Origin of the sequence: Chlamydia serpentis, assembly GCF_900239945.1 — a bacterium.
Classification (GTDB): Bacteria; Chlamydiota; Chlamydiia; order Chlamydiales; family Chlamydiaceae; genus Chlamydia; species Chlamydia serpentis.
Map to the genome: position 1 here is coordinate 897,522 of NZ_LT993738.1, position 24,253 is coordinate 921,774.

A 24,253-nucleotide genomic window follows, 5' to 3' on the forward strand; every position below is an offset into this window, starting at 1 on the left:
GATGCCTCGATATCGGTATGCATATTTAGATTCCAATGAAAGAAAAAAACATAGTTATGTGGAAGCCCTTCATATACAAGAGGCCAGAGAGAAGTTGATTCAGGACAATGTCCAGGTTCTAGGTATTCGTGAGGTCGCTTTGCGGAGGATAAGCGTTAAAAGCTCTGAGTTAATTATTTTTACAAAACAGCTTCTCCTTTTATTGCGTTCAGGATTACCTCTATATGAAAGTTTAGCTTCTCTGAGAGATCAGTATCATGGGCAGAAAATTGGTTTGTTGCTGACTTCATTTATGGAAGTGCTAAGGTCTGGAGGAGCTTTATCTCAAGCTATGGCAGCACATCCTAATATTTTTAATCATTTTTATTGTAGCGGTGTGGCTGCTGGAGAAAGCGTAGGCAATTTAGAAGGATGTTTGCAAAATATTATTGTAGTTTTGGAAGAACGTGCGCAGATTTCAAAGAAGCTCGCAGGAGCTTTAAGTTATCCGATTGTGCTCCTTGTATTTTCTTCTGCTGTGATGCTTTTTTTCTTAATCGGGGTTATTCCTTCCTTAAAAGAAACTTTTGAAAACATGGAAGTCAAGGGATTAACAAAAATCGTTTTTGGAATTAGCGACTATCTTTGTGAATACGGCTATTTATTTTTAGGAGTTCTGGGCTTCGTAACGACTATAGGGATTATAATGCGCCATCGGATTCCGTGGAGGCAAATTCTAGAAAAGCTATTGTTTGGTTTGCCAGGGACAAAAAAATTTATTGTTAAAGTAGCTTTAAATAGATTTTGTTCTGTTGCTTCAGCAATCTTGAAAGGGGGAGGCTCCTTAATAGAAGGTTTAGATTTGGGATGTGATGCGGTCCCTTATGAGAGGCTGAAATCAGATATGAAGGAGATCGTCCAGGCAGTAATTGGCGGTGGGACTTTAAGTCAGGAGCTTACTCAGCGTACTTGGGTTCCTAAGTTGGCTATAGGTATGATTGCCCTGGGAGAAGAATCGGGGGATCTCGCCGATGTTTTAGGATACGTGGCTCATATTTATAACGAGGATACGCAAAAAACACTAACATCTATAACGTCGTGGTGTCAACCCGTGATCCTTATTTTTCTTGGAGGTATCATTGGTGTTATCATGTTGGCAATATTGATCCCGTTAACAAGCAATATCCAAACATTATAAATTGCGTACTCAGAGGAGTTGGTATGAAAAGACAAAAGAGAAAGCAATCCATCACGCTGATTGAGATGATGGTTGTAATTACCCTGATAGGGATTATCGGTGGTGCTTTAGCTTTCAATATGAGAGGCAGCATCCATAAAGGCAAAGTATTCCAATCCGAACAAAACTGTGCAAAAGCTTACGATATTCTGATGATGGAATATGCAACAGGAGGAGCTTCACTAAAGGAAATCTTGTTGCATAAGGAAGCAATTTTAGAAGAGGCTTCGTGGTGCAAGGAAGGTAAAAAATTACTTAAGGATGCTTGGGGGGAAGATCTTGTTGTTCAATTGAATGATAAAGGTGATGACTTAGTGATTTTTTCTAAGCGTGCGCAAAGTTTAGCTAAAAAATAGATTTACAATAAAATTATGAGATTTCGGCGTAAAGTCAAGCGTAATTTTTTACTAATAGAAGTATTAATGGCGCTCTCATTGGTTTGTATAGTCCTGATGCCCTGTGTTAGATTCTATTATGCTGTGCATAGATCTTTTGAGGAGGATATTTTCAATCTGCAATTACCTGCTATCATTGACTCCTGTTTTCTATCTGTTGAGGAAAAGATGCGAGAGCAAATGGCGACAGGGACTATTTTGTCTTCAGGAAGAGAAAATGCCATTCCTCAGGCATACACAAGCCAAGGTGTAGGTTATCATATACCCTATGGCTACAGTATAAATATTCGTAAGGAGGTTCATGGCGATAGTCTTAAAGCTAAGATTTGTCTCGCAGATGTTGTTGTGGAACTTTTCCCAGATCAGAAACAAGCAGTATCGGTGCAAAGATGCTTATGTGTAGCTCTATAGTTAAGAAGAAAAAGCGCAGCTTTTTGCTTATGGAATTGCTGATGACATTTACTTTGATAGCGCTACTATTAGGAACATTAGGCTTTTGGTATCGAAAAATTTATTCTGTGCAACAGCGTAAAGAACGCATTTATAAACTTTATATAGAAGAAAGCCGAGCATATAAGCAATTGCGGACGCTATTTAGTATGTCTTTGTCTTCATATCCTCAGGAACCTGGATCATTATTTTCCTTAACTTTTGATCGGGAAGTCTATAAAGATCCTAAACTAGCAGGCGTGGTAGGAGCCTCTCTTTATCATGACACCAAAGAACGCAGCCTTGAACTTCGTATTTATAATGTTAAGGAGCCTTCATATTTTGAAACACAGCTTTTGCTATCCGACATCACGAATGTTATAATTGCATATCAGAAAAATCCCGATGTTGACAAACTACCTACGAAAGTTGCTTTAACCATAACACGGGAACCTAAAGCATATCCGCCTCGGGTTTTGATGTATCAATTTGCTCTTGGGAAGTAGTAAGTCTATGCAACCCTATATCTTCACTTTATTATGTCTAACATCATTGGTCTCTTTGGTAGCTTTTGATGCTGCTAATGCACGTAAACGTTGTGTATGTGCTCAAATGATAGAACGTAGTGAGAACTTTTTGTCTATAAAGCGCTCTGCTTGTGCGGAGATAGAATATCAAGAAAGATCACGACAGACCTCTGCAATTGAAAAGATTTCCAAAGATAATGGGAAGGTGACACCAAATCAGATTGCAAAAGTGATCACTAAAAAAAAGCAAAAATATCGTTTATTGCAGGTTCCTTTCACAAGACCTCCCAATAATTCGCGCTATAATCTTTATAGTTTACTTAGTGAAGCTCCTGAGCAATATAGTAATAAGACTTCATGGTATTCCATTTTTGTTCGATTACTCCGACATGTCTATGTAGACACTGGGAATGTTCCTCCTGGATCTGAGTATCTCGTTACTGACGCCTTGATTAGTAAAAAAGAAGAAATTATAGAGGGAGGACCTAAGCTTGGTCCCGACATCATTGAAACCTTAACATTGCCCGGTAAGGAAGCTGAGATTCTTTATAAGATGCTGAAAGGATCTTCAACTTCTCAGCCTTTATTAAATTTTTTGCACTATGAAGAGAAGAACTTAAATCAGTGTAAGTTAAACCTCATTTTCATGGACCCTTTACTTTTGGAAGCCGTTATAGATCATCCTGCTGCCTATCAGGAAATTTCATTACTCCGCGAAGGGATTTGGGAAGCAGTGAAGCGTCAAGAACATGCAATCCAAGAACATGGACAAGCTGCAGCTTTAGAACTTTTCAAAACAAGAACAGATTTCCGTTTAGAGTTAAGAGACAAAATGCAATTGCTTCTTAGTCGCTATGACTTACTTCCTATATTGAATAAAAAAATGTTCGATTATACTTTGGGAAGTACTGGCGATTACCTATTTTTAGTAGATCCAGATAGTAAGGCAATTTCTCGATGTCGTTGCCCTTCAAAGAGAATTAAATTATAATTTAATTTTGTGATTCATTTTAAATAGTTTTTTTTGATAATTGTGTTAATAAGTATGCAATAAAAAATATTTCTATAGGTAGGACCATGGTAGACGAGACCCCCAAAGAGAACTCCTCCAAGAAATCGTCCTCACAATTTGACTCTTTAAAACGTAAGGTTAAAGATTTAAACTCGAATCCTAAAGTAGGAAAATGGAAGAAGTTTCTTTCTCATCGAGCTTGTGAAACTATCGGTGGCTGTTTAGTTCTTGTTGGTATTGTTGCTGATTTTATTTCTTGGGTGGGTGGGCTATTTGTCGCTTGCGGTTTAGTTTTAGGTTTTCATGTTGAATTTCGTAAAATGTTAAGTAACTTACAAAACTATTCCATGGCTAACGGTCCTATTAAGAATGCGATTCTCTGTGGCTTAATTTTATTTTTTATCTTAAGTATTCCCTCTTTTGCTGTTTCCTTTATAGTCCTCTGCGTTATCCTGTCCTTCATTACAACAGCTCCGTCATGCTCTACATGTTCTAAAGATCATTGCGATAGGCATCAGGATTCTTCTAATAAACCCTCTTAAAACTTGCTCCTTCTCTAAAGGCAAATGTTGAAGCTCTCCTTGCTTCAGCCCTTGCCTTGTTTTAGAAATATCTTCAGGTTTCGATTCAGTCAATTAACCCCGTCTTAAATAAACGTCTCCCAAAAATGATAGGTGTTTTCGTTTCATCAATGATAGGAAATACAGATATATCGTAAAAACGTTTAGGTAATGCTCTTCAGTAAAAGATCTAAAAAATATAAGGGGCGATTAGAGTATTTGAGGGCTTGAACCAAGGAGCATAATCGGAGCTTCTTTAAACCAAGCAAGAGTAAAGTAATCGATTTGCTTAATGATAAACCACCAAGCAAGAGTTAAGAAAAGAAGGCCCATGAAAGCCTTCAGAGCAGAAAGTAGATAAATCACTTGGACTTGGGGTGCCATACGATTAATAATGCCTAAGAATAGATCTGACATTAACATAGCTAGAGCTGCGGGAGCACTGAGCTGTATAGTCATAATAAGACAAAGCTGGCACATTTTGATGATCGTGATCCATATTGGAGCATGTAAGCTCATCATCTCGTTAGGGAAAAAGCTATGAATTGGGATAACTTCAAGAGTTTGTAGTAGTAGAGAAATTACAATGCGATGGCCACCTACTAACCAGAAAACAATGGTCACGAAATAGTGGTATAAAATTCCATGGGGAGAAGTTTGCTCAATCGAGATGAGAGAGGTAGCACCTTCTAACCCTTGAATCCCTTGTTGGTTAGTAATAAAAGATCCTGCAGATTGCGCAGCATAAAAGGGAAAAGCTAAAATAAAACCAATTACGATTCCAATGATCATCTCTTTGATGAGTAGAATATAGAAAAGATTGTTATCGGTGTAATTCGCAATCTGAGTATCTGCAAGAACTTTGGGAAAGATTACTGCGAGCCATGAAAGTCCTATACCAATTTTAATAGGAGAGGGAAAAAGCTTTGCTCCTAGGAATGGAGCTACAGCAAAAATAGGGAGGAGTCGTGCCAATAAAAGTAGAAAAACAGACCAAACATATGCAGGAGGACGTTGGAAGATATAATCTAAGTATGCAGAACCTAGGTTGGAAACGAGCTCAGGTAGAGAAATTCCCATAAACTCTTTATTTCCATTTGTAAAAGTTTTGGAAAATCTGACTTGCAAAGCGTAGGATCATGTTACTTAACCATCCTCCAGAGATCATTAAAGTACCGAAGATCACCACAAGCTTCACAGCAAAAGCAAAGGTTTGCTCTTGAATTTGAGTTGCTGCTTGAAAAATCGCCACCATAATCCCTACTATCGAAGCTAAGATAATAGGAGGTGCTGAAACAATTAGAATAAGTAGTAATGACTGATAAGAATATTCAAAAAGAACAGACTTGAAACTAGTTGCGAAGAAAGTTAACACGGCATGTGTCCTTATTTAAAGCTGATCATAAGCCCTTGGAGCAGTAATGTCCATCCATCTACCATTACCACTAGAAGTAATTTTAAAGGTAATGAGATCGATAGCGGTGATAACATCATCATCTGCATTGCTACAAGAACGTTAGCAGTCACTAAGTCAATAACGAAGAAAGGTAAATAGATCAAAACACCAATTTCAAAAGCATTTTTTATTTGTCCCATAATAAAAGCGGGAATAATAATTACAAAATCCGATGCTGTAAGATTTTCGCGGATTTCCGTAGGAAATGTCTTTTGTGAAATCTTATAAAAACTTTGAATTTGTGCTTTTGGAGTATTGCGAATTAAGAACGAACGTAAGGGCTCTTTAGATTTATTTAAAGCCACAAAAACTGTTTCCGCACCTTCTGCAGTGAATAAACTTTGGGGAATCTTATTAGCTTCAATTTCCTGCTTTGCATCTTTGTACATGGCGACCCCAGTCGGAAACATTACATAAATAGATAGGATAAGAGCAATGCCATTAAGGACTTGACTGGGGGGTGTTTGCTGTACTCCTAGAGCGTTACGCAGTAAGACTAAGGTAATGATGATCTTTAAATATGAAGTTAGCAACATTACGAGGAATGGTGAAAGGGCTAAGAAAATTAAGATGACAGCTTGAGTTGTGATGTCAGGGTAAGTATCTGAGAAACTTCCATCCGAAAGGTGTTCTCTAGGGAGAACGTCATCAGCAGATACAGGGGGCATATATGAGGGTGCAGGTGGAACAGGTTTTACTACTGTAACAGGAGTAGGAGGAGCTGCTGGAGGTGTAGGCTGACAACGCGAAGGACAGGAGTTTTCATATAGGTTTATATCGCCAAAACACCATGATGCACTAAATATAAAGAGACAAAGTACAACTCGGGAAATAGATCGCATAATAGTGAATACCTTTATTCTTTCTTATCCTGAGCTTTAGAGGAGGGAGAATCCGTGGATGATGGAGTATCAGGATATTCGTCTGTAGGATCCTTCAACTTTAGTATAGTAGAGAATGCTTTTTCTAGCGCATCTAATTGTACGTCAAGTTGGGCGTTAACGATTCCTGCTTCTGTCTCGATAATGCAACCTCCGGGAGCTACATCAGATTTTGCTGTTAGAATCAAAGCATCTGCATACTCTACGATTTTCTTAAACTCAGGACGGCTTTTCTCAACAAGAGGCAGGTCCTTGGGATTGACATGAATGAGAATGTTCTTATTTTGAGTGAGGTCTTTGAGTGCTTGAGAAATAATAGAAACGATAGTTTCAGGATGCGTTTCAAGTTCTTTCCCGATGATCTTTTTTACACTAGCAATTGCTAAGGGAACCAAGGCTTCTCGTACCTTAGTGCGCAGGTTTTTTGTTTCTTCTTGTAAAAAAGCAATTTGCTGGCTCCAGGATTCAGCACCCTCTTTCAATCCCTGTTCTTTAGCTTCTTGGCGAATATGAATACATTCTTCTTCAGTCTGTGCTAAATAAGCTTTGCTGTCAGCTTTTGTTGTTTCTAATAGCTCTTTAGCATCCAAGAAAGCAGAGAAAGCTTCGGGAGATAAAACCTTCTTATTCGGGGAGATATCATCGTTTTTAAAAATTAAGCTGAAAAACTTCATCTTTATATGGCATTAGTATCTTCGAGAGTTAATCATCTGAAAAGAAAAATGCCGCTCCTTTTTATTGTGGTTTTATTTTTCTATACCTTGGACCAAGCTAAATTTTGTCAATCATAGAGACTTGATTTAGCTTTTACTTTATTAAGATCTTCATACATTGTTCTAGGCGGAACTTAAAATATTCAACATAAGGATGCTCAAGTTCCTCTTTTAAAGTTTGCTCAATAACATACGCACGGCCAACATCCAACCTACGTAGAAAATACCATAGAAAAGAGGCGTTTTCTTTTGTTAAAGCCTTACCTAGAAACTCTAGTCCTTGTTTATGAATGAATTGCCGCAATTCCAGGTCACTACTCCAAGAAGTAAGAAAATTCGTGGTTTTTAAATGCTTCATAGGATGAGATTGGCAGTACGCAAGAAATAATTTCTCTGTAGGATTAAGAACACTCTTCACTTTTTCAATAACAACTTTATCCAAGACATTTTTTAACTCTTTAGCAATGGAGTATAAACCTAAGCAATTGATCAAAGTGATTTTTAAGGGACCTGTGTAGTAAAGTATAGCATTTGCTGAGGATGCAGGCAGGAAGATTTCTTCTGTAATTCCAAGGGGGCGGATCTTCTTACTTAACATATCTAGGAGATAAAATGCGCCAAAAGGCGCGCAACGACGCTTTGCTACGGGGATCCCTGACAATAGAGGAAGGACTTCTTGAACCAAAAGATCCGGTAACCACGATAATAATTGACTTTGGATTTCTAGAGGGAAATCTTTCATAGCTGTGGCAATCCATGAAGGATGAACCGTGGGTAACCAACTCAGGGTAAAAGACAAAGATTTTAAAGGAATATCCTGAGGATGAGGAGATTTAATAAGAAGATCCTTGGGAAGAAATCGTGAGAGATCATCTTCCTTTGAGTGCTTGATCAAGATGTCCAGAGTTCCGAAAGTGTTCGCAGTCACTAGGCGTCCTCAGTTTCATTGCTTCCTTCTGGAGCATCTTTATCTGCAGGAGCCTTATCATTAGGTTCAACACCTTTATTTCCAGCAGGTTGATCTAAGCCTTCCTTGTTTTCTTGCTTATCCTTGTCACTAGGAGAACCCTCTACTTTCTTGGCTTCTAAGGAAGTTTTTGTATAAGGGGCGGGATTGAAAAATCCTTTTGCACCTCCCAACGTCATAATAAGAGTATGTGTTTTCCAAATTACCCAAAGAAGACCGCAAGAAATTACAAATAGAATGAGAATCAAACAATAGAAAACGAAACGAAATTTGCTAAGAGAAGATTTAGCAAGAATAATACCCCAGACAGATACATAATCAATTTCTTCTGTTAATCCCCAAGGACCATTAATCGTTATATCACTATAAGCAGCACGGTCACTAACCACAGATACATTCTCTGGAACAAGTCCTGGTACAGCACTTGCTACAAGTCTCTTGATTTTGGAAACCATAATACTATTGGGATTATCTAGAACTCCGCGATGTTTAATATAAACAGAAGCTGTTAAAGGAAGGTGTTCTTCATTTTCTGTAGTGAAGGAAATTTGAACAGAGGCGTCAACGATTCCGTCCATTTTTCTAATCGTAGAGGCCATTTGTTCAGATAGGCCTTCTTGATAACGAATCTTTTCTTGTAATTCCGAGGGAACAAGACCTTGTTTTGCAAAAAGATCTAAGAGACTTGTTCCTTTCATACGCGGTAAGCCTGCTTGGTTCAAAATTGCTAGAGCTTCTGTGATTTGTGCTGATGGGACCGCGATATCCCACATTTGTTCAGAAGCTGCTCCAGCTGTAGATGCAGCGGCTTGAGGTAGTTTTTGGGCAGCCACCCCTTTACTTACTAAAAGAACCACAATTTCATTGGCTTCTCTGCCAGGCAGGCCATGTACAATCAAAGACCTGCTGTTGCAACCCGTGCAACACAGGGAAGTCATTAAAAAGAAAAAGCACAAAGAAATAGATCGACGAAACATAATCCACGCATACCTTTTTATTCACCATAACAAAAGGTAGGATTAGTGCCAATCGCGAACGTAAAATGATAATAATTCTCTTCTTTTTGTGCAAGGCACGATACTAAAATATTATTTTATACCCCTAACTGCAGTGCAGTGTTGTCTTTATCAGAAGATTTTTTAAATAAATTACTTTGGGTTGCCCATAGTCCTGATATTTCCACTCCTTTTCTGGAGTCCACCTTAATATTTGTGTCTTATTTTTTAAAAAGTCTGATTTTAAAACTAGTTTGTAAAGATGTTTAAAATTCATGTTGTCTAGATCTTGCTTTACTAGAAACTACCTGTTTAAAACTGATTTAACCTATCCTCTGAAGATCTATCATACATTGGTTGTGATAGTTCTAGAAGTTCTTAGTTTAAAAATAATCATCTTTATTATGTTTTTTGAACGGTCTTGGTGTCTATAGTTTCTGAAACAAGGTTTATTAACAGATATTATAATTTTATAGAGGTTGAGTTTTATTAACCAATGTATTAACATAATTGCTTTATATTCAGTCTGCTAGGTTCTATGAATGTAGAGAACAACTAAGTTGCTCCCCCTAGTAGAAATTGCTCTTTATTGTTTCTTTTTATTTTAAGGGGGAATTCATGATTATTCGACAGTTTCAAACTGCTCAAGAACTTAGTGATTGGGGGGAGTCAAGAGGTGTCAGTACCTGTTTCTGTTTAAAAGCAGGAGTTATCGTACGAGATTCTAATTCCGGCAAGCTAGTATCACCTGGTTTAGACCTCACTTTACTACGAAGTAAACGCGTTAGCCCAACTTATCCTATTCTGGTTGGTCAGAGTATAATGACTCTTGTTGCTCATTTAGTATTTGTACTACCTATATTTGGTACGCTTGTTGGTGTTGGTAGAATGTGTGCTGTATGGGGTGTGAAAAGTGTCAAGGATTCCATTGGTTTGAAAATTTATCATACATTCGTTGCTATTCTAGAAATTCTTGGTTTGGGAATACTGATGCTGACTTTAAAAATTCTGTTAGTCATTCTTGTTTCACCCTTACTATGTTTTTCTTCTGGACGTGCTTGTTTAGCGAAACATCGGATATTAATTAGAGGTCCTCGGGCAATATAATTAAATGATATTTATGTTTAAAAAATAAGGGGGTCTTATGATTCAAAGATTTGGAGATTCTAAAGATCTTCATAATTGGGCGGAGTCTTGTTGTTATTTTGTAGGTTTAGGAGCTAATGTACGAGAGAATTACTCCTCTGGGGATCTAATGGGAGTGGCTCAGGACTTCTGTATACTAGTAACTGATGAAAGCCGCAAAAGACCTATTCTCATTAGTGAAAGTATATCACTCTTTTTTTCTGAATGCATAAAAACACTACCTATATTAGGTACCCTTGTTGGTATTGGTAGGATGTGTGCTGTATGGGGTGTGAAAGGTGCTAAGGATTCTATTTGTTTGAAAATCTATCATACCTTCGTTGCTATTCTAGAAATTCTTGGTTTGGGAATACTGATGCTGATTTTAAAAATTCTGGCAGTCATTCTTGTTTCACCTTTACTATGTTTTTCTTCTAGTCGTAGTTTTTTATATGAAAAGGATTTGATGCTAGATAAGGATAGCGATTGGGTGCAGGGCAAGTTCATTATTAAGAGGTTTGAATGTTCCGAGTTTTCTGAGTGGTTGGATTCCACAAGTTACCCTTTAGGTATGGGAGCTCTTTTAGGATGTGCTGAAGATATAGAATCAATTGGTGGAAGCTTCTCTTTACTAGAAACTTCATCCAACGACCCAACTATTCCGATTAGCACGTGTAAAGAGGTTCTTGTTGCTTACTTAATATCTTCGCTGCCTATTGGGAGCACGCTTGTTGGTATTGGTAGGATGTGTGCTATATGGGGTGTGAAAGATATACAACAGTCCATTGGTTTGAAAATCTATCATACCTTCGTTGCTATTCTAGAAATTCTTGGTTTGGGAATACTGATGTTGATTCTAAGGATTTTGCTACTCATTCTTGTCACGCCTTTACTCTGCTTTTCTTCTGGGCGTGCCTTTTTAGTGAAATGTAAGTTAATAATAACTTTCGAGCCGAAGCCGGAGACGTGATAAAAAATATTATAAGCGTTTAATTAGTTTAAGTTTTTATAATTAATTCGTTATAATGTTTGGTTGGACTCAGTTTTTTACGATAAATTCTCACATACTTATAGGTGGGTGCTGAGAAAAACTAAATTAGCCACACCAATAGAGATTCCTCTGTATTGTTTCTTTTTATTTTAAGGAAAAGTTTATGATTATTCAGAAGTTCGCAAATTCTCGTGAGCTTCATGCTTGGGGGGAGTCATGTTGTTTCTGTCTATATGTAGGAACTATTGCACGAAGGATTGCTCCTGAAGGTGAACGGCTACTACGAGTGGGGGAAGACCTCTCTTTACTAAGAATTGAACACTGCGACGAAACTTTTCCTATTCTCGTTAGGACAAGTTTGTTGTTTCTTTTTATCCGTTTCTTAGAAGTGTTACCTATATTAAGCATCTTTGTTGGTGTCGGTAGGATGTGTGCTGTATGGGGTGTGGAAGATACCAAAGATTCTATTTGTTTGAAAATCTATCATACATTGGTTGCTATTCTGGACATTCTTGGTTTAGGCATTCTAATTTTAGCTCTAACGATTTTGCTAAACATTCTTTACGCGCCTTGCGTATGTTTTTTTCGTAAGCGTACTTGGCACTGGTAACAGCTTCAGCTCCACAGCAATGATATCTATATTTTTAAAAATATTATGCTCGTTTAATTAGTTTAAGTTTTTATAATTAATTCGTTATAATGTTTGGTTGGACTTAGTTTTTTACGATAAATTCTCACATGCTTATAGGTGGGTGTTGAGAAAAACTAAATTAGCCACACCAATAGAGATTTCTCTGTATTGTTTCTTTTTATTTTAAGGAAAAGTTTATGATTATTCAGAAGTTCGCAAATTCTGATGAGCTTCATGCTTGGGGGCGATCACGTTGTCATTTTCTATATGCAGGAGCTCTTACACGAGAGCCTAATGCTTGTGGTGGAAAGCTAAAGCAATTGTGCGTAGACCTGGCTGTACTACGGACTGAAATCTCTGACCCAGATAGTATTCTTATTGGTGAGAGTGTCGGGTTGCTTGGTCTGCGTTTAATTTTGACGCTACCTATTATAAACACCTGTTTTGGGATAGGTAGGATGTGTGCTGTATGGGGTGTGAAAGATGCCAAGGATTCTATTTGTTTGAAAATCTATCATACATTGATTGCTATTCTAGAAATTCTTGGTTTGGGAATTCTAATGCTGATTTTAAAAATTCTGTTAGTCATTTTTATTTTACCTTTACTATATTTTTCTTCCGGACGTAATTTTTTAGTGAACCTTGGCCTGATATCAGTTGGTCAACCTGCAAAGCAATGATAGCTATAATTTTCAAAATTATTTTTAATTTGAACTTTCAAGGATTTACAGTTAGCAATTAAGAAAAAATAACATAATTCCTAGTAAGGCCACGCTCTTTATTGTTTCTAGTTTGAAAATTCTAAAGTTGATTGTGAAGATTCTGCTAATCATTTTTTCTGGTGTCTCAGACGCTCATGTCTTATTAGCTCGAATAACTCATAGGATAAAATTGCAACCATGCACTTTAAAAGAGAACTTATTTGTTTTGTGCAAGGAAAAAAGCGATCTTGAATGTTTATGCTGATTTTTCGTGCTGCAGAGAGGAAAGGACTAAATCAGCATTGAAGCTAGATCGTACAAAGGGTCCCGAATAGACAAAAAGACCCATTGATTCTCCGATTTGGCGATAATAGTCAAAAGTTTCTGGTGTAACATAACTTTTAACCGGGATATGCCTATGAGAGGGACGTAGGTATTGACCAATCGTAACAATCCGAACACCTGCTGAGGCTAAATCTTTGAGCGTTTGCTTGACTTCTGCTTCTGCTTCACCCAATCCTACCATAATACCAGATTTGATTTTGAGATTAGGAAGATATTGTGCAGCCTGTTCTAACATAAACATAGACCTTGAATAGGTGGCTTTATGTCGTACTAGAGGAGAGAGTCGCTTTGTAGTTTCGATATTGTGGTTGTAAATAGTAATTCCGGAATCTAAAAGGGTATGAAGAGCTGAAACATTACCTTGAAAATCAGAGGCGAGAACTTCAGTAGTAGCTTCAGGGAGTTCTTCGCGTAATTTTTGAATTATCTTAGTTAGGGCTTGTGCCCCACCATCCTTGAGGTCATCACGGGCAACCATAGTGATCACAACATGTTTGAGATTCAACTCTTTAGCAGAGGAAGCAATACGATCTGGTTCTGTAGGATCTAAAGAGGGCGGACATTTAGAAAACCCAATATTGCAGAAACCACAACGTCGAGTACAGACATCTCCAAGGGCTAAGTATGTAGCTGTTTTACGAGACCAACATTCAGCTCTATTAGGACAGAGTGCTTCCTCACATACTGTTGGCATTCCCGAGCGTTTTATTGTGGCATCAGTAGCATCAAATATTGGACCCGAAGGTAATGGCCTTTGTAGCCACTTCGGGAAGCGGCTAGGAAGTTTTTTTCGAACTGTTGATTGATTTATAGTTAAAGTGGCCCTAGATTTCATGACTTAGGAGGAAGATGTAAAGGATGATTGTTGGCTAGTAAAGCGCTTTCAGCCCAAATTTCAGCAAGTGTGGGATGTGCGTGGATTGTTTCATATACACAGGGCAAAGTCAGTTCATTACGGATTGCCAGTGTCATCTCTCCAATTAAAGAGGATGCATGAGGTCCGATAACATAGGCTCCAAGAATTTGCTGGGTAACCTCATGGCTGACAATCGCAGCAAAACCATCCGCCTCTCCTAGAGCAACAGCTTTCCCAATCGCTTTGAAAGGAAATTTGGTCAGTTTAGCAGGAAGATTTTGTTGTTGAGCTGCTTGTAAAGATAGACCGACCATCGCAACTTCCGGATTAGTGAAGATCACAGAGGGTACTGCTGAGTAATCCATAGTTTCGTGATACCCTGCAATATTTTTCCCTGCGATAATCCCTTGGTGGGAAGCTACATGAGCAAGTAGCCATTTTCCTGTAATATCTCCAATAGCATAGATATTAGGAATATTTGTGCGCATGGTTTCATCAACAGGAATAATACCTCGATCATCACGGATAACCCCGGCATTATCAAGACCTATGCTTGCTGTATTAAATTGTCGACCGATTGCTACTAAAGCATAATCAAAATTTTCCACTTGTCCATTAATAGTTATATGGACCTGATTTTGAGTCTCCTCTATCGAAGAGATAGATGCTTGTGTGAGAACCTTAATTCCCACTTTTTTAAATTTATCGGTTACAGCTTTAGAAATATCGGAGTTATTAATTGCCAGGATATGATCCAGAGCTTCTATAATAGCAATCTCAACTCCTAGAGTATGAAATAGGGAAGCGAATTCACAACCGATAACGCCGCCACCAATAATAGCGAGCTTTTTAGGTAGAACTGTCAGATCTAAGATTCCTGTCGAACTTAAGATTCTAGATGAAAAGGGGACACCTGGAAAAGGACGAGGTTCCGATCCCGTAGCTAGAACAATTTGGTTGGCTTTAACTACGGTTGTGTCTTCTCCAACAATTTTAATTTCCGTAGATGATGTTAGAGATCCTTTGCCTTTTAAAATAGTAATTTTGTTACCGCGGATTAACCCTTCTAAACCTTGGCGGATTCCTTGAACAACAGTATTCTTTCTTTGCGCCATGGCAGGATAATTGATTGTATAACCGTCAATATGAATACCAAACCGCTCTGCATCGTTAATCTGAGAGACAAGATTTGCTCCAGCAATAAGTGCTTTTGAAGGAATACATCCACGATTTAGGCAGGTGCCTCCAGCCTGGCTCTCTTCAACAAGAGCTGTACGTAATCCTGATTGCGCAGCAGTGATTGCGGCAACATACCCTCCAGGTCCCGCGCCAATAACAACACAGTCAAACTCTTGGATCATATTTTTATTCTCACTTTATGCAGGATGCCAAAAAAGAATCATCTTCGTAAACGCATATGCTTTATTCAGAAGAAGAGCTTATACTTATTCTAGACTTAAAGATTAATTTTCAGCATTGCTTTTTTCTTTGTTGATCTTGTGTTCAAGACTGAATATCTGTTTCAAAAAAAGCAAGAGCTATCTCGGTAAATATTGTTTTCTTTTTTAATATTGAAAAGTATACTTACGATAATGGCATTTTGGCGATGTAAGACGTCGTGATTTCCTATTTTATAGACGAGTTCTTTACAAGGTTGTCAAATGCATTGGTTTATAGGAGAATGCCATAACTATAACTCTATAGAGGTATAGTATAGCAATGATAGGGAAAAATTTCTGTTCCCTCATGATCAAGAAAAAAAGTGAAAGACGCCTATGCCATTTGCTAAAGAAACTGGAATGCAAAGGACTTGTTGGAAGTGTGAAGGTAGTGTATCTATGCACGTGCCTCAATGTCCTTATTGCAGCGCCTTTCTTCAGGACCCGCCAGTATCTTCAGGAGGATTCTCCTCTTGCCATATTTCTTTTCCAGAAGGTGCCTCTAAAGAAGAGGCAGAAGATCTATTTGCTGTTTCTTCGGAAGACTGGGAAGCTGTTCTCAGTGATCAGAACACTGCTCAGGAATCTAGGAAGCAAGAAGTCCCTGAATGGACATGGCTACAATCTTGGCCTTTTATAGCTTTATTTGTAGGGATAGGCTTACTAGCATTTGCTTTTCTTATTTTGCTCTTTGCTACAGATAACGGTTTGGTTTTAACTTGGCCTAAACATCGAGCATACATTTATGGCCTAGTGGGTGCCTTAGTCGCTTATTTCGGATATCGTAAGGTTTCGCCCTGACAAAAAACAAATCCCATAGAACTTCTTCTGATCCCTAAGGCTCATCAGGAGGTAACTGAATCGACGTTTCGTCGTCTAAAGGAGCTCCCTCACTATCGCTAATTCCACGCTCATCTTTATAGGACAATATCGTTATAAGATCCTCGCGATTCAACATATGTAGGATATTAGAATCTTGAGAGGCGATTACTTTATCCAAGAGACGAATCTTTTTCTCGATCAGATAATGGATCCGTTCTTCAAGGGTATCTTCAGTAATAAGCTTATAGATAAAAACTGTATTTTTTTGCCCGATCCGATGCACACGATCTAGAGCTTGGTTTTCTTTAGCAGGATTCCACCAGCGGTCATACATGATGACTACATTGCCTGCAGTCAAATTAATTCCTGTTCCTGCAGCAAGTAGAGAGCCAACAAATACCTGACATTCAGGATCAGTAGTGAATGTCTCAATTGCTTCCTTACGATTCAGGGACTTCCCCTGAATTGAAGCATATTTCACACCAATTTCTTCAAGATAAAGTGTGATAATACGGATCATATGGATGTATTGTGAAAAGACTACAACCTTGTAACCAGAATTTAAGGATTCTTTAAGAAGTTTAGTAAATGCATTCCATTTTCCAGATTCGTAGTTTTTATATTGATCTGGGTCTTTGAAAAACACCGCTGGGTGGTCGCAAATTTGCTTGAGATGATTGAGAAGAGCAAAAATATGTAGAAAATTGGTATTAGGCTCTTCTAAAACTTCAAGTTGTTGGATATGACCTTTCTCTCTTTTTAAGGTAGCTACGTATAATTTTTCCTGATCGGGAGATAGTGAGCAGGAAATGATAGACTCTACTTTATCTGGAAGCTCAGGAAGTACCAATTTTTTTGTTCTGCGGAGGATAAAAGGACGAGTCAGTTTTAATAAAAGATCCTGGGAGGGAATAATTTCTTCAAGTTCTTCAGAACTGCATCGTTTTGTAAATAACTTTTTAAATAAAGCGTCAGAAGGAAGGTAGTTCGGTAAGATAATATCCAGAAGTCCTTTGAATTCTAGCAGATTGTTCTCTATTGGAGTTCCTGTAAGACCGAGTTTCATTTGAGCATCTATACGACAAAGAATTTTGTGAATTTGGCTACTCTTATTTTTAGCCATATGGATCTCATCAAAGACAACAATTGTGAATGCTATTTTGTAAAATTTATCATAGTTTTGCCTTAGGGTGCCGTAAGAAGTGATCAGGATATCTGCAGGAGGTAAGGAATTAGGTTTATTTGGTCCATGAAAGGCAAAGATACTTACCCCTGGAAGATGATTACTGAGAATATGCTCCCAGTGGGGTAATACACTTGTTGGACATACAATAAGGAATTTAGGGCGCGCTGATTCTTGTGAGGACTGGAATACGATATCGAGTAAAGCTGTAGCTTGGTGTGTCTTCCCTAGTCCCATTTCATCACAAAGAAGTCCTGATAACCTGTGGTTGTATAGAAACCATAACCAGAGCAAACCACTATTTTGATAGGGACGGAGTTTATGATCAGAGGAAAACAGATTTTGTGGGATCGGGGGTAGGCATGCTGCTTTTAATTGTGAAAAAAACAGCAGGTCTTCAGGACTGGCTACAGTATCTTCAGTTATGGATAATGGAGCTAAGGCATCTAACTTGAAAATATCAGTAATGGTTGCTATGACGATGTTTTCAGTAAGCACACATTTCTGTGTAGATAGGAATTGTTGCAAAAATTGAAAAAGGTTTTGTTTTAGATCTAAAAATCCAGCTTTTGTAAATAAGTATGAAAGCTTGCTTTTCAATCCTTGTAAAGCAACGCCTATGGGAATAGATCCGAGATCTGTTTTTAGCTCTAGTTGCAAATGTAGAGGAGATGCAGGATGAGGACGTTGAATAGACTTGATTATTAGTTCATAGTTTTGTGGAGGGCATGTCTCTGGATCTGAGAATACAATGCGGTCATGTTGCGCATATTGTGTAAGAAATTGAGGAACATGTTCAGGGGGAATTGTTCTAGGGAGAGAGCATAGTCCTTGTAGGGGGGATGGGATCAAAGAAAATCCTATACTTTCACGATAAAGAAACACACCAAATAGCCGACAATGACTTTCCTCTATCCCAACAAAAATAGGTTTTAACTCCAGTCCTTTCCCATGAGCTTCCTTATGAACTTCCATAAGCAGGTCTTTTAAATTTGGACAAGCTGAAAAAAATCCAGGAACGCGTCTTAGCGCTGCATCATTTGTTATAATGAATCCAGCGACATCTTTGGGTTCTACAATCAGGCCATCTTGAATAGGAAGATCATTTTTTTTTTGTAGAAAGAACCCTTGCTGTGTGTAGTATGTCCAGGTACCAAAACGTATTTCTATGCATGTAGGATCTCCTACATCATAGTGAAATAATAAAACACCTTGTTCTGTAACGTTATAAGTAAGATGTCCTTGTGGACGTTCATTTATAAATACTTGGAATCCAGGCTCTTGAATCAAGTGACCCATTTCATTTAAAAAGCCTTCAACTTGTTCAGACTTAATGATAAACGACTGTTTTGGAAGCAACATACCTGAAATTTGAATCAGACCTTTCGTAGGACTATAACAGTAATTAGGGTAAATTAAACTTCCGTTGTCTAAATCTCCAGGAGTCGTGAGATAAGCAGAAAACATGAAGGAGGCATCGCGTAAAAGTCGGATATCATAGCGTAATCGATATTCTAAGGAGTCATAGCATAGTAAGGGGAGTAGATGTTCCTTGATTTTGTCATTAAGCAAAGGGATTGCATAAATCGAAAGAGCAATTTCTTGCGAGCTTGGGACAATTGCTTTCAATTTCGAAACGTACCTTATAGAGCCTACTTTAGTTATCGGATGATCTGCTATGTCTTTTTTACTGACGACAGGACTTAGTCTGAAATTGACTTTCGCTTTGTCTGGAAGGACCGTCACATTTGTGATATCAATATCACGACTTAGATTGTTTAAAGAAGTGTGAGCAAATTCAAGTTTAGGAAATATCGTTTCTAATGTAGAAAAATCTAGGACTTCTGCTTTGAAAACAAGACCTTTCCATTGTAAGGAAAAGTGAGAGGGAAAGCCCTGAGAATTCTCTTCGACTATAACTTCTGCCCCTTCTTCATTAAAGAAAAAGAATTTTTTAGCAATGCGATAAAGAGTTGCTTGTGAAAATGTTTTTTTTGTAGATATCTTAGGCTCTTCAGAAGCATGAATGATCCGAAGCCACTCTTGGAATGTCTCTTCAGACAAGCACATGATCTCTAGGCTAATTTTGGAAGACTCTAGAGTATAGATCATCTCTCCTAGAGCTTGCAGTGAAATGGACTCTAGGAAAAAGTGAGAAAAAATGATATACCAAAAGGAATGATAAAATTTGTAGTGTAGAGGACGCAGTCCTGAACTATCATATACCGCGAAATACGCAGTCATAAGGTGCACACAGCACTCACCATCAGGACAACTACAAGAAGCAAAAGTTAGTTTATCAATATCCTGAAACTTTAAGGTGCTTAACCAATAACCTTCCGGAGCATCTTCATCAGGAATTCGGATGGTGTAACTATCCTCAGAGAAGTCTACAATGATCTCCTGACGGTGCTTAAGGAGATGTTGCATTGCATCCTGTTGAAAGATTGCTAATGCTTCTAAAACCATAATATTATGCTAGCAACCCTGTCATTATTTTAATTTATTAACTTTAGAACAATTGTAAGAGAGAGGGTTAAATAAAACAAGACTCGAGAATAGCGGAAATTCCATAATTTATCACCAATGTTCCCGCAAGCTAATACAATTAAAGCAGGATAGCTAAGTTGCAGCAAAGGCAAAAGTAAATGGCTGATAGTTTCAAAATTTAAAATAGAAATTAAATATGTAGGAATTAGTGTTAAGATTACTGCTATAGAATAATTTAACTTTTTAAATGAAACAACTCGGGCTATAAAATCTGCAACAATGCCCACCAAAGCAATTTCTGTTGTTAAACAGGCGATAAAAACGCTAACTCCTGTAAGAATACTATTTGGACCCAAAGCAATAGCGGAGATTCTTCCAAGAATATGACCCTTACTTACATTAACAAGTAAGCTAGCATGACGTGCAGCAACTAAAACGAATCCAAGATAAATTGCACCCAGTAAAATAGCTGCAAGAATAAAACCCATTGTTAGAGACAGTTTATTCTTTTTGCTAACATTTTGGAAGCTTAGAGGAACTTCGTCGTCATTAGGATGTTTTTCTTCAGCTACAAGTTGACGTAAAGAGATCAACACGATCGAGCAAAAGAAGAACGCGGCAAGCAAGTCCATCGTGTTAAAACCTTCAATGAATCCTGCTAGCCACGCTTGACTTCGATTTGGAATAAACTCATGAGTTATCTGGTGTGCAGGAATAAGAAAACCACGAAAAATTACCCATAGTAAGGTAGCCAGCATGATAGGGAAAAATACAGATCCTAACCACTGAATCAAACGACTAAGTTTGCAAGAAAAAACGTAGATAAGTACACAGCAAAGGGCACTAAAAATGGGAAGAGAAGGAATCAGAGTGTTTTTAGACTCAGAGAGCGAAGACAATGTGGCATGAGAGACGGCAATCGCTCGAGGGATCCCTCCAAAAGGGCCAATTAAGAGTAGAATAGTCACAATAAAAACCATACCTGGAATTCTTCCTATAGAAGAGAAGAATTTTTGGTAATCTCCAGAATAGAATAGCATGCTAACTAAACCTAAAAGAGGAACACACACAGCTGTAAGTAGCATACCAAAATAGGCAAGCCAAGGGTGAGCGTTATAATGATAACCCAAGGCTAAGGGAAATACAATATTGCCAGCTCCAAAGAACATAGCAAAAATAGATCCTCCAATAGACCAAATCGACCAATTTTTTGTATCATTGGTTTTGTGAAAGGTGTTTTTTTTCATCTTTTAAACAAAATAATTATTAAAGTGCTAATTGAAGAATGTTAAAGAATTGTTCTTTTAGAAATCAAATGATTTTCATTACTAGTCAAGGTTTATTGTACCGTGTGCTAAAAGATATAGCCACGAATACTTAAGAATTTCACAGCTTTAAATTTGTAATTCTTTTGTAACTAAGACTTTTTTCAAAGCTACATGTTATTCAATTTTCTTTTTTATGAACTCTTTCTGCAAAAAATGAACATATAGGACAATTGTGAATTTTATGATTTAGGGCAGGACAATAGCGCCGTGCATAATAAATGAGTTGTAAATGTAGTTTTGGGGTATTCGCATTATCAAAGAAGCGGACAAGATCTTTTTCTGCAGCAAGAGGACTTCTTTTGTCGGAAATTTTCCATCGGTGCGCTAGACGTAAAATATGGGTGTCTACGGGAAAAGTAGATACGTTGTAAGCTATACCAAGAAATACCGAGGCTGTTTTTCGCCCAACCCCTGGTAGTTTTATAAGATCCGACATCTGCGCAGGGGGCTCTCCCTCAAAATCATTTATTAAGATATTGGATAGTTCACGAATATAAGATGTTTTTTTTTCGCCGAGCCCACAGGGAGCAATTAGATTATAGAGCCGTCTTTCAGTTAATTTTAAAATGGATTGAGCATCTGGAGCTTCTAAGAAGAGCTGAGGAGTCACAGAATTGACGGCTTTGTCTGTAGAATTTCCAGATAACAAAATTGCGATAAGCAGTTGAAAAGGCGTAGACCATCCTGTTAAAGAGGGTTGTGGATTTGGGAATAGAGAGTTTAGTGTCATGAGAATAAATTCTTTCATAAGCATCTACTTTCCAATACAAAATTTACTAAAAATTTCTCCTAAAATCGTCTCAGTGATTTCCTTCCCGGAAAGAGTGTCCATAGATTGAAGAGCCTCTCTTAAATCTAAAGCAATGATTTCTGGAGGTTGGAGATAAAGATTTGTTTGTGCTTCTCTTAGATAGTGAGCTACTTTTTTTAGGATAGTATGATGACGAGAGGAGACTAAAAAAATTTTAGAGTTTTTTCCTCCTTCTTGTTGCTGCATCCACTGTCCTAAAGCTTTCTTAACTTCACTAAGACCTTCTCCAGTTTTCGCTGAGACAGCGAACTCAGGAAGCGAAGTGTTTAGGAAGGGAGGAGAAGCTAAATCAGCTTTATTCCATAAGAGAAAAGAAGGTTTAGAAAAAAGTACTTTAGGTAGTTCTTCTGGAGGTTGAGTAGCATCTAGTACCCAAAGGATTCCTTCAGCTTTTTCCATTGCAACAATAGCTCTTTCGATCCCCTCCTTTTCAATGGTGTTTTCTGTTGTCCTTTGCCCTGCTGTATCCATAAGGCGGATACGTTTGCCTTCCAATAGCCACTGTTCTTCTAAGATATCTCGTGTAGTTCCAGGAATATGAGTTACAATAGCACGATTTTTTTGAATTAGTGCATTAAGTAGAGACGATTTTCCTGCATTAGGTTTCCCGGCAAGAACCAAACTTGTTCCTTGAGCCAATCTTTGTCCTTCGTCAAAACTCGAAATAAAGTCCGTGACAATATCTAAAGCACTTTGAATCTTTTCTTGGGGAAGGATTAATTCGGGTTGCTCTTCTTCAGGAAAGTCGGCTAAGACTTCAAGAAACGCTAATGCTTCAATAATCAATGTATGGGTCTCTTGAATCTTTTTGGAAAAATTTCCTTGAAAATGACTTTGAGCAATGTGGAAGGCATCTATATTTTCTGCAACAATGAGATTTTGAATTGCCTCTGCTTGAACAAGGTCGATTTTTCCATTTAAGAAGGCACGTTGAGAAAATTCTCCGGGACATGCAGGACGCGCTCCCATAGCAATTAGGGCATCTAAAATTTGGGAACAAGCAAAAAATCCTCCATGACACTGAAATTCAATGACATCCTCTCCTGTAAAGGATCGAGGTGAGCGCATAATTAAAAGTAAGGCTTGATCGATTAGAGTCCCTTCAAAAATAACCTGACCAAGATGTATGGTGTGAGAGGCGAAGCTAGGCACCGATCCAGAAAAAATCCGATCAGCAATGACAATAGCTTGAGGACCAGAGAGTCGTACAACAGCAATACTCCCTTCCCCTGGAGGAGTGGCAATGGCAGCAATAGTGTCGTGCTTTAGCATAAAAATAGAAAAGTTAAATGAACTTTGGAATAGAATACCAAGTTTTAGATTAAAAAAGTGAAAAGTGTTTGCAGAAGTATTCCAGATAATTCAATTGGCATATTTTCATTAATCTTTTTATAATTTCTTTTTAGTAATTCCAGAGGTTTTGTGCAGAAACTCCAATACATTGATCGGCTCACCAACAAAAAAGTAGTTGAGCCGATATTTTATGAAAAAACCATGTTGTTCCTATACAATTCTAAGTTAGGAAAAAGGCTTTCAATATTTTTATCAACACATCCTGTATTTTCTCGCATTTATGGTTGGATTCAAAGGCGTTCTTGGACGCGTTGGCAAATTCGCCCTTTTATGACTCGATATAAAATTTCAGAAAAAGAATTAACAAAACCTGTTTCTGCGTTTACTTCATTCAATGATTTTTTTACACGAAACTTAAAGCCGGAATCTCGTCCCATTATTGATGGTAATGAGGTCTGCATTACTCCTGTGGATGGACGTTATCTCGTTTATCCTAATCTCTCAGAATTCGATAAGTTTATTGTGAAATCTAAATCATTTTCATTGCCGAAGCTATTGGGGGATCATAATTTAACAAAACTGTATGCTCACGGTAGTATTGTTTTTGCTCGACTTGCTCCCTTTGATTATCACCGCTTTCATTTTCCTTGTGATTGTATTCCACAAAAGACTCGTTGTTTGAATGGAGCCCTTTTTTCTGTCCATCCTTTGGCTGTTAAAGATAATTTTATTTTGTTTTGTGAAAATAAACGAACCGTTACTGTCCTTGAAACAGAACAGTTCGGGAATATACTTTATTTGGAAGTTGGAGCTCTCAATGTTAGCTCTATTGTACAAACATTCCTCCCCAACAAAACCTATACTAAAGGTGCTGAAAAAGGCTTTTTTCAGTTTGGTGGTTCTACAGTAATCTTGCTCTTTTTGCCCAATGTAATACGCTTTGATAGTGACCTTTTAAAGAATTCGCGAATGGGATTTGAAACACGTTGTCTTATGGGGCAGTCTTTAGGCAGATCTCAGAGAGAAGAAAATTAGAGACTTTAAAGATTTTTTTTGGTATTGCAAAGAGAGAGAAAAGTCAAAAATG

Annotated in this window: 24 protein-coding genes; 12 read left to right on the forward strand and 12 right to left on the reverse strand. The window is 37.8% G+C overall.

All coding sequences use genetic code 11. The features are described 5' to 3' along the window. Position 1 precedes the first annotated feature (1 nt). The 6 genes from C834KP_RS03920 (at position 2) to C834KP_RS03945 (ending at position 4,121) form a co-directional block, all read left to right on the forward strand. The gene (locus C834KP_RS03920; protein ID WP_108896869.1) at positions 2-1,177 is read left to right on the forward strand and encodes a type II secretion system F family protein; all 1,176 of its coding nucleotides are present in this window, start codon (positions 2-4) and stop codon (positions 1,175-1,177) included. Positions 1,178-1,200: 23 nt separating this feature from the next. Beyond that, positions 1,201-1,572 (forward strand): type II secretion system protein, encoded by a 372-nt coding sequence (locus C834KP_RS03925; RefSeq protein WP_108896870.1) that lies wholly within the window; start codon positions 1,201-1,203, stop codon positions 1,570-1,572. 66 nt (positions 1,573-1,638) lie between these two features. Then, positions 1,639-2,022, forward strand: a complete 384-nt coding sequence (locus C834KP_RS03930; protein WP_420808675.1) for a type II secretion system protein — start codon at positions 1,639-1,641, stop codon at positions 2,020-2,022. 41 nt (positions 2,023-2,063) lie between these two features. Then, positions 2,064-2,546, forward strand: a complete 483-nt coding sequence (locus tag C834KP_RS03935) for a DUF1494 domain-containing protein (RefSeq protein WP_231911681.1) — start codon at positions 2,064-2,066, stop codon at positions 2,544-2,546. Between the two features lie 7 nt (positions 2,547-2,553). After that, the gene (locus C834KP_RS03940) at positions 2,554-3,558 is read left to right on the forward strand and encodes a hypothetical protein (RefSeq protein ID WP_108896872.1); all 1,005 of its coding nucleotides are present in this window, start codon (positions 2,554-2,556) and stop codon (positions 3,556-3,558) included. 86 nt (positions 3,559-3,644) lie between these two features. Continuing rightward, on the forward strand, positions 3,645-4,121 hold the full coding sequence (locus C834KP_RS03945; RefSeq protein ID WP_108896873.1) for a hypothetical protein: 477 nt from the start codon (positions 3,645-3,647) through the stop codon (positions 4,119-4,121). A 228-nt stretch (positions 4,122-4,349) separates the two neighbouring features. On the opposite strand, the gene C834KP_RS03950 is transcribed toward C834KP_RS03945, so the two are convergent. The 6 genes from C834KP_RS03950 to sctJ all read right to left on the reverse strand — a co-directional run bounded on the left by C834KP_RS03950 (position 4,350) and on the right by sctJ (position 9,133). Then, positions 4,350-5,219, reverse strand: coding sequence for an EscT/YscT/HrcT family type III secretion system export apparatus protein (locus tag C834KP_RS03950; protein WP_108896874.1), 870 nt, complete (start codon positions 5,217-5,219; stop codon positions 4,350-4,352). A gap of 7 nt (positions 5,220-5,226) precedes the next feature. Next, positions 5,227-5,514, reverse strand: a complete 288-nt coding sequence (sctS, locus tag C834KP_RS03955) for a type III secretion system export apparatus subunit SctS (RefSeq protein WP_108896875.1) — start codon at positions 5,512-5,514, stop codon at positions 5,227-5,229. 11 nt (positions 5,515-5,525) lie between these two features. Next, positions 5,526-6,437 carry a type III secretion system export apparatus subunit SctR gene (gene sctR, locus C834KP_RS03960; RefSeq protein ID WP_108896876.1) on the reverse strand — a complete coding sequence of 304 codons (912 nt, stop codon included), beginning with the start codon at positions 6,435-6,437 and terminating at the stop codon, positions 5,526-5,528. A 14-nt stretch (positions 6,438-6,451) separates the two neighbouring features. Then, positions 6,452-7,150 carry an HrpE/YscL family type III secretion apparatus protein gene (locus C834KP_RS03965; protein ID WP_108896877.1) on the reverse strand — a complete coding sequence of 233 codons (699 nt, stop codon included), beginning with the start codon at positions 7,148-7,150 and terminating at the stop codon, positions 6,452-6,454. Between the two features lie 133 nt (positions 7,151-7,283). Beyond that, positions 7,284-8,117 carry a hypothetical protein gene (locus C834KP_RS03970; RefSeq protein ID WP_108896878.1) on the reverse strand — a complete coding sequence of 278 codons (834 nt, stop codon included), beginning with the start codon at positions 8,115-8,117 and terminating at the stop codon, positions 7,284-7,286. Then, positions 8,117-9,133 (reverse strand): type III secretion system inner membrane ring lipoprotein SctJ, encoded by a 1,017-nt coding sequence (gene sctJ / locus C834KP_RS03975; RefSeq protein ID WP_108896879.1) that lies wholly within the window; start codon positions 9,131-9,133, stop codon positions 8,117-8,119. The genes C834KP_RS03970 and sctJ overlap by 1 nt, the downstream gene beginning before the upstream one ends. A gap of 636 nt (positions 9,134-9,769) precedes the next feature. On the opposite strand from sctJ, the gene C834KP_RS03980 reads away from it, so the two are divergent. The 4 genes from C834KP_RS03980 to C834KP_RS03995 all read left to right on the forward strand — a co-directional run bounded on the left by C834KP_RS03980 (position 9,770) and on the right by C834KP_RS03995 (position 12,578). Further along, entirely contained in the window at positions 9,770-10,258 is a 489-nt protein-coding gene (locus C834KP_RS03980; protein WP_108896880.1) for a hypothetical protein, read from the forward strand. A 37-nt stretch (positions 10,259-10,295) separates the two neighbouring features. Then, complete coding sequence (locus C834KP_RS03985) at positions 10,296-11,246, forward strand: hypothetical protein (RefSeq protein ID WP_108896881.1); 951 nt, start codon at positions 10,296-10,298, stop codon at positions 11,244-11,246. Positions 11,247-11,430: 184 nt separating this feature from the next. Then, on the forward strand, positions 11,431-11,877 hold the full coding sequence (locus C834KP_RS03990; protein ID WP_108896882.1) for a hypothetical protein: 447 nt from the start codon (positions 11,431-11,433) through the stop codon (positions 11,875-11,877). Between the two features lie 218 nt (positions 11,878-12,095). Beyond that, the gene (locus tag C834KP_RS03995; protein ID WP_108896883.1) at positions 12,096-12,578 is read left to right on the forward strand and encodes a hypothetical protein; all 483 of its coding nucleotides are present in this window, start codon (positions 12,096-12,098) and stop codon (positions 12,576-12,578) included. Between the two features lie 277 nt (positions 12,579-12,855). Here C834KP_RS03995 and lipA read toward each other — a convergent pair whose 3' ends face one another. After that, complete coding sequence (gene lipA / locus C834KP_RS04000) at positions 12,856-13,779, reverse strand: lipoyl synthase (RefSeq protein ID WP_108896884.1); 924 nt, start codon at positions 13,777-13,779, stop codon at positions 12,856-12,858. Further along, on the reverse strand, positions 13,776-15,161 hold the full coding sequence (lpdA, locus tag C834KP_RS04005; RefSeq protein ID WP_108896885.1) for a dihydrolipoyl dehydrogenase: 1,386 nt from the start codon (positions 15,159-15,161) through the stop codon (positions 13,776-13,778). The genes lipA and lpdA overlap by 4 nt, the downstream gene beginning before the upstream one ends. Before the next feature lie 414 nt (positions 15,162-15,575). Between lpdA and C834KP_RS04010 the strand changes: the two genes are divergently transcribed. After that, positions 15,576-16,040 carry a hypothetical protein gene (locus C834KP_RS04010; RefSeq protein WP_108896886.1) on the forward strand — a complete coding sequence of 155 codons (465 nt, stop codon included), beginning with the start codon at positions 15,576-15,578 and terminating at the stop codon, positions 16,038-16,040. A 34-nt stretch (positions 16,041-16,074) separates the two neighbouring features. On the opposite strand, the gene C834KP_RS04015 is transcribed toward C834KP_RS04010, so the two are convergent. The 4 genes from C834KP_RS04015 to mnmE all read right to left on the reverse strand — a co-directional run bounded on the left by C834KP_RS04015 (position 16,075) and on the right by mnmE (position 23,145). Beyond that, positions 16,075-19,713 (reverse strand): DEAD/DEAH box helicase, encoded by a 3,639-nt coding sequence (locus C834KP_RS04015; protein WP_108896887.1) that lies wholly within the window; start codon positions 19,711-19,713, stop codon positions 16,075-16,077. A 29-nt stretch (positions 19,714-19,742) separates the two neighbouring features. Beyond that, positions 19,743-20,981, reverse strand: a complete 1,239-nt coding sequence (gene brnQ / locus C834KP_RS04020) for a branched-chain amino acid transport system II carrier protein (protein WP_108896888.1) — start codon at positions 20,979-20,981, stop codon at positions 19,743-19,745. 199 nt (positions 20,982-21,180) lie between these two features. After that, complete coding sequence (locus tag C834KP_RS04025) at positions 21,181-21,810, reverse strand: endonuclease III domain-containing protein (protein ID WP_108897149.1); 630 nt, start codon at positions 21,808-21,810, stop codon at positions 21,181-21,183. A 6-nt stretch (positions 21,811-21,816) separates the two neighbouring features. Next, positions 21,817-23,145 (reverse strand): tRNA uridine-5-carboxymethylaminomethyl(34) synthesis GTPase MnmE, encoded by a 1,329-nt coding sequence (gene mnmE / locus C834KP_RS04030; RefSeq protein WP_108896889.1) that lies wholly within the window; start codon positions 23,143-23,145, stop codon positions 21,817-21,819. A 150-nt stretch (positions 23,146-23,295) separates the two neighbouring features. On the opposite strand from mnmE, the gene C834KP_RS04035 reads away from it, so the two are divergent. Beyond that, positions 23,296-24,201 (forward strand): phosphatidylserine decarboxylase, encoded by a 906-nt coding sequence (locus C834KP_RS04035; protein ID WP_108896890.1) that lies wholly within the window; start codon positions 23,296-23,298, stop codon positions 24,199-24,201. The last annotated feature ends 52 nt before the right edge of the window (positions 24,202-24,253 follow it).